Annotated in this window: 6 protein-coding genes; 1 reads left to right on the top strand and 5 read right to left on the bottom strand. The window is 62.8% G+C overall.

The window, feature by feature from the left end; translation table 11 throughout:
• Positions 1-35: 35 nt before the first annotated feature.
• Together AUC71_RS18200 and AUC71_RS15270 are read right to left on the bottom strand one after the other, a co-directional pair.
• Positions 36-1,073, bottom strand: a complete 1,038-nt coding sequence (locus AUC71_RS18200) for a YajQ family cyclic di-GMP-binding protein (protein ID WP_083238482.1) — start codon at positions 1,071-1,073, stop codon at positions 36-38.
• A gap of 117 nt (positions 1,074-1,190) precedes the next feature.
• Positions 1,191-1,589 carry a flagellar FliJ family protein gene (locus tag AUC71_RS15270; RefSeq protein ID WP_069624932.1) on the bottom strand — a complete coding sequence of 133 codons (399 nt, stop codon included), beginning with the start codon at positions 1,587-1,589 and terminating at the stop codon, positions 1,191-1,193.
• A 384-nt stretch (positions 1,590-1,973) separates the two neighbouring features.
• Between AUC71_RS15270 and ctrA the strand changes: the two genes are divergently transcribed.
• Positions 1,974-2,681 (top strand): response regulator transcription factor CtrA, encoded by a 708-nt coding sequence (gene ctrA / locus AUC71_RS15265; RefSeq protein ID WP_069624931.1) that lies wholly within the window; start codon positions 1,974-1,976, stop codon positions 2,679-2,681.
• A 64-nt stretch (positions 2,682-2,745) separates the two neighbouring features.
• Here ctrA and AUC71_RS15260 read toward each other — a convergent pair whose 3' ends face one another.
• The 3 genes from AUC71_RS15260 to AUC71_RS15250 all read right to left on the bottom strand — a co-directional run.
• On the bottom strand, positions 2,746-3,069 hold the full coding sequence (locus AUC71_RS15260; RefSeq protein ID WP_069624930.1) for a hypothetical protein: 324 nt from the start codon (positions 3,067-3,069) through the stop codon (positions 2,746-2,748).
• Complete coding sequence (locus tag AUC71_RS15255; protein ID WP_083238481.1) at positions 3,015-3,821, bottom strand: CheR family methyltransferase; 807 nt, start codon at positions 3,819-3,821, stop codon at positions 3,015-3,017. The genes AUC71_RS15260 and AUC71_RS15255 overlap by 55 nt, the downstream gene beginning before the upstream one ends.
• On the bottom strand, positions 3,818-4,510 hold a 693-nt coding region (locus AUC71_RS15250; RefSeq protein WP_141701757.1), incomplete at its 5' end, for a CheB methylesterase domain-containing protein. The genes AUC71_RS15250 and AUC71_RS15255, both read right to left, overlap by 4 nt.

The following is a 4,510-nucleotide window of genomic DNA, read 5'->3' as shown; positions in this document are numbered from 1 at the left end:
GGGCTCGTCCCGGCCATTGGCATTTCTAGGGGCGGCTACTGCGCGGCGGGCTGGGCCACCACCTTTGGCCATTCGCTGCTGCAATTCGTCTGACCGCTCTTCCAGCGATTGATGTCGAACTGCATCTTGGCCGCCTGCTCCGGCGTCATGGCCAGGTTTTTGGTGGTGACGATCGTGCTCGCGCCTTGCTGGTGGAAATCGATCGTATAGGCGAGCTTGCCCGCGCGCCCGAGATTACGCTTGTCGTGAATGGTGATCTTCACCTTCTGGCCGTCTGGGCTCACATCGGCACGGTAGACATGATCGGGGAAGAGAGGCGCGCTCGGGTTGAACCAGCATGTCTTGGCACGGCCGCCGAGCATCACATAGGCATCGACGGGCTTGGCCGTCGCAACCGACATGCGGCTCGTATTGTAGGCCGGCACCGCGCCGACCGGGGCGTCGGCGGCGACGCTTGCGCTGCCCGTGGATCCGCCGCCACCGCCACAAGCCGCAAGGCTGAACCCCACGGCCGTGAGCGCAATCGCAATGGCCGCCGGCCCTCGCACTTTATGTCCTCTTGAAAACATCGTGTGAAAACATCGTGGCTTAGTCGCGGAAGTCACGAATTGCAGGGGCTGCTCGATCGAAAGCCCTTTGGTGTGCTCGATCACCGCCTGCAGGTCGTCGCGCTTCTTGCCCGTGACCCGGAGCTCGTCGCCCTGGATGGAGACCTGGACCTTGAACTTCCCGTCCTTGATCTCCTTGACCACGCGCTTGGCCAGCTCCTTGTCGATGCCCTGGCGGATGATCGCCTTTTGCCGAACGGCCTGGCCGGCCGCTTTTTCCGGCGTCTTATAGTCGATAACCCCTGCGTCGATTTTGCGGCGCGCCAGATGCCCCTGGAGCAGCTCGTGCATCTGCTTGAGCTTCAGGTCGTCGTCGGCATTGATGACAAGCTCCGACTCCTTCCGCTCGATCTTGGCCTGCGAGCCCTTGAAGTCGTAGCGCTGGCTCATCTCGCGCACCATGTTGGCGAGCGCGTTGTCGACCTCGGCGAGGTCGGTCTTGGAGACGATATCGAACGACGGCATGGTCCCTACCCGCGCGTTTCCGGTTTCCCGGATCATATAGCATCTGAAACCGGGGCCGCGAACGGCCCCTTGAAGCGCCCCGGAGGCGGCGCCGGCTCAAGATGCAGATTGGGCCGGCTAGCCGGCCGCGCGGTGGGCGCCCACGGCGACAAGCTCCGGCGCCGGGCTCTCGACCCTGAGCCGGTCGGCGTCGCGCTCCTGAAGAAGCTCGATCTTCTTCATTTCCTCGAGAGCCTCGTCCAGGTCTCCGCGAGCGGCCGCCAGCTTGGCCTCGAGGCCCGAGACCGAATTGGCCAGATTGTCCCGTCTTTGGATGGCCGCCTTGGCGAAGGTCGGATAGGCGTAGTGATTGACGTCGGAGACGCCGGCACGCTCCTGCTCGATGGCGATCTGCCGGTCGAGGTCGGTGGCCATGGTGTTGAGCTCACCGATCATGGCCTCAATATCTTCAACCTTGCGGCGCTTTTCGTCGACTTCAAAGCGCTTCAAGCGGATGACTGCGTCGCGTGACTTCATGACTCAATACCCTCAGCGTACTCGGTCCCCGGCTACGGAGAATTCAATTACCATGCCAGAGGGGGCGCTCTACGGTCGACTGCCCTCAAAAAAGCAATCCTCCCGGAAGCGAACCCAAAGGCCTTTACGAGGACCGGTCCCCCTGCCCCTCGCTCCAGATCATGGCTGACAGGCCTTAAGGCTCGGTAAACCATATGGCTTGCATTTAAAGGATACGACGACCCCAGTGGTGTAGAGATGGTTACCGGACGTGGTTAGCGCTCGCCATAAGCTTAGCTTTTGTTAACTATTGGCCGTTAATTTATTGATTCGAATTAACCAATCTGCGTCCGACGTATTGGGTCAGGGGATAACCAGGAACTTTGAGAAGACGGGGGATTTAAAATGCGGGTTCTTCTGATCGAGGACGATAGCGCAACCGCGCAGAGCATCGAACTGATGCTGCAATCGGAAGGCTTTAACGTCTACAAGACCGATCTGGGCGAAGAGGGTGTCGATCTCGGCAAGATCTACGACTACGACATTATCCTTCTCGACATTAACTTGCCGGATATGAGCGGTTACGAGGTCCTGAAAACCTTGCGCGTCAGCAAGGTCCAGACCCCGATCCTGATCCTCTCCGGACTGGCCGGCATCGAGGATAAGGTCCGTGGCCTAGGCTTCGGCGCCGACGATTACATGACCAAGCCCTTCCATAAGGATGAGCTGGTCGCCAGGATCCACGCGATCGTGCGCCGCTCGAAGGGCCACGCCCAGTCGGTCATCCAGACGGGCGGCCTGAAGGTCAATCTCGACACCAAGACCGTGGACGTGAACGGTCAGCGGGTGCATCTGACGGGCAAGGAATACCAGATGCTCGAGCTGCTCTCCCTGCGCAAGGGCACGACCCTTACCAAGGAGATGTTCCTGAACCATCTCTATGGCGGCATGGACGAGCCGGAACTCAAGATCATCGACGTGTTCATCTGCAAGCTGCGCAAGAAGCTCGCGGCGGCGACCGGCGGCAAGCACTATATCGAGACGGTTTGGGGCCGCGGCTATGTGCTGCGCAACCCGGATGACGAGTCCGACACGGGCGAAGCCGCCGCCTAGCATTTTCTCACGAACATCGAGACTTTCGGAATGGCCGGGCTTGTCCCGGCCGTTCTTTTTTGGGTCAGCTTCTGCCCGCCTTGAAGGCCGGCCAGTTCTGTGTTTTTGGCGTCTCGGAGACCGCAAACTCCGTCAACAGCTCCGCCAGTGTCAGCCCACGCGCCCTGGCACGCGCCTCCAGGAGCTCCGCCGTGGCCGGATCAAGATGGACTTCCCGGACAGCGGGATCCTTGAGAGCGACCGTCACCCCCTCCCCGCGGCCCGGGACCAGCCCAGCGTTCAAAGGCCCGCGCAATTGCCGGGCCTGACGGCGCGCGGCCGCCACATCGGGCGTCAGACAGAACACGCCATGATGCCACTCCGGCACCGCCATGAAGTCCGGCGACATGCCGGTGGTGCTCTCCGCCGCGCCGAGCACCAAATAGCCATCCGGCGCCAGCTGCGCGCAAGACGCCCCAGCACCGCCGTCTTCAATTGCTCATCGAAATAGATGAGGACGTTCCGGCAGAAGATGATGTCGAACCGGCCGAGCTCCTGGCAGTCGTTGAGAAGGTTATGCTCGCGGAAGGCGACCCTGTCCCGAGCCTCCGGCTTGATCTGCCAGCCATTGCCCGACTTGTTGAAGAACTTGACGAGCATCGAGACCGGCAGGCCGCGCTGGACCTCGAACTGGCTGTAGAGCCCAGCCCTCGCCTTGCGCAGCGCCTCTTCCGAAAAGTCCGTGGCCACGATTTCGACGTTCCATCCGTCGAGCTTGCGCCCCTCCTCGGAAAGCAGCATCGCCAGGGAATAGGGCTCCTGACCCGTGGACGACGCCGCGCACCAGATCCTGATGCGCCGCGAGGCGGCCCGCCGCTCCATCAGCCGCGGGAGCATCGTCTCGGTGAAATACGCGAACGGCGCCTTGTCCCGAAAGAAATACGATTCAAGCACGGCGATGGTCTGTGCCACGCGAGACCGCAAGTGGTCGTTGTCCGGCTTCATCAAGGCGAGCGTGAGGTGAGCGATCGAAGGAAAGTCGTACTCCTTGAGGATCGGCCTGAGCTTGGCCTCGACGAGGTCCATCTTGTCCTCGTTGAGGTCGATGCCTGACCGCTCCTTCAGGATGCGGCGGAGCAGCTTGAACTCATGCGCCATCATGGCCGCTCTCCGCGCATGAGCTTCGCCGCAACCTCGGCTATCCGGGGCGGCGGCAGCACGGCGGCGCAGGCCCCCGTCTCAACCGCGGATCCCGGCATCCCCCAAACAACGCTCGACGCCATGTCCTGCGCTATCACGCTGCCGCCCGCATCGGCGACCTTGACCGCGCCCGCCGCTCCGTCCTGCCCCATCCCGGTCAGCACGATGCCAAGTAGCGCCGGGCCGAACGCGGCGGCGGCGCTTGCGAACAACAAGTCGGCGGCTGGCCGGCAGAAATTCACCGGCGGTCCATCGTCGACGCGCAGGTGCGGGACCGGCCTCGAAAGGACCTTCATATGACGATCCCCGGGCGCCACGTAGATCCTGCCGGGCAGGAGCGGCTCCCCGTCCAGACCTTCCTTCGTCTCGCGGCCCGTGTCGCGCTCCAGGCGCTCGGCGAGAACCGTCGTGAACATTGGCGGCATGTGCTGGGCAACCAGCACCGGAACGCGGTCGAGCGCCGGCGAAAGGGCGCGAAGAAGAGTCGTGAGCGCCTGCGGTCCCCCCGTCGAGCTCGCAATCGCGATCGCCCGCGGCGGCACGAGGGAGAACGCGCGGCCCTTGAACAGCTCGGCCTCTGCGGCTGTTTCTGGCCACGCGCCTGCCGAAATGCGGCGGCAAAGCGTCTTGATCTTGTAGAGCACCTCGCG

Origin of the sequence: Methyloceanibacter marginalis, assembly GCF_001723295.1 — a bacterium.
Taxonomy (GTDB): Bacteria; Pseudomonadota; Alphaproteobacteria; order Rhizobiales; family Methyloligellaceae; genus Methyloceanibacter; species Methyloceanibacter marginalis.
The sequence above is the reverse complement of the archived record's forward strand: the minus strand, read 5'-3'. Positions and strand labels throughout refer to the sequence as shown.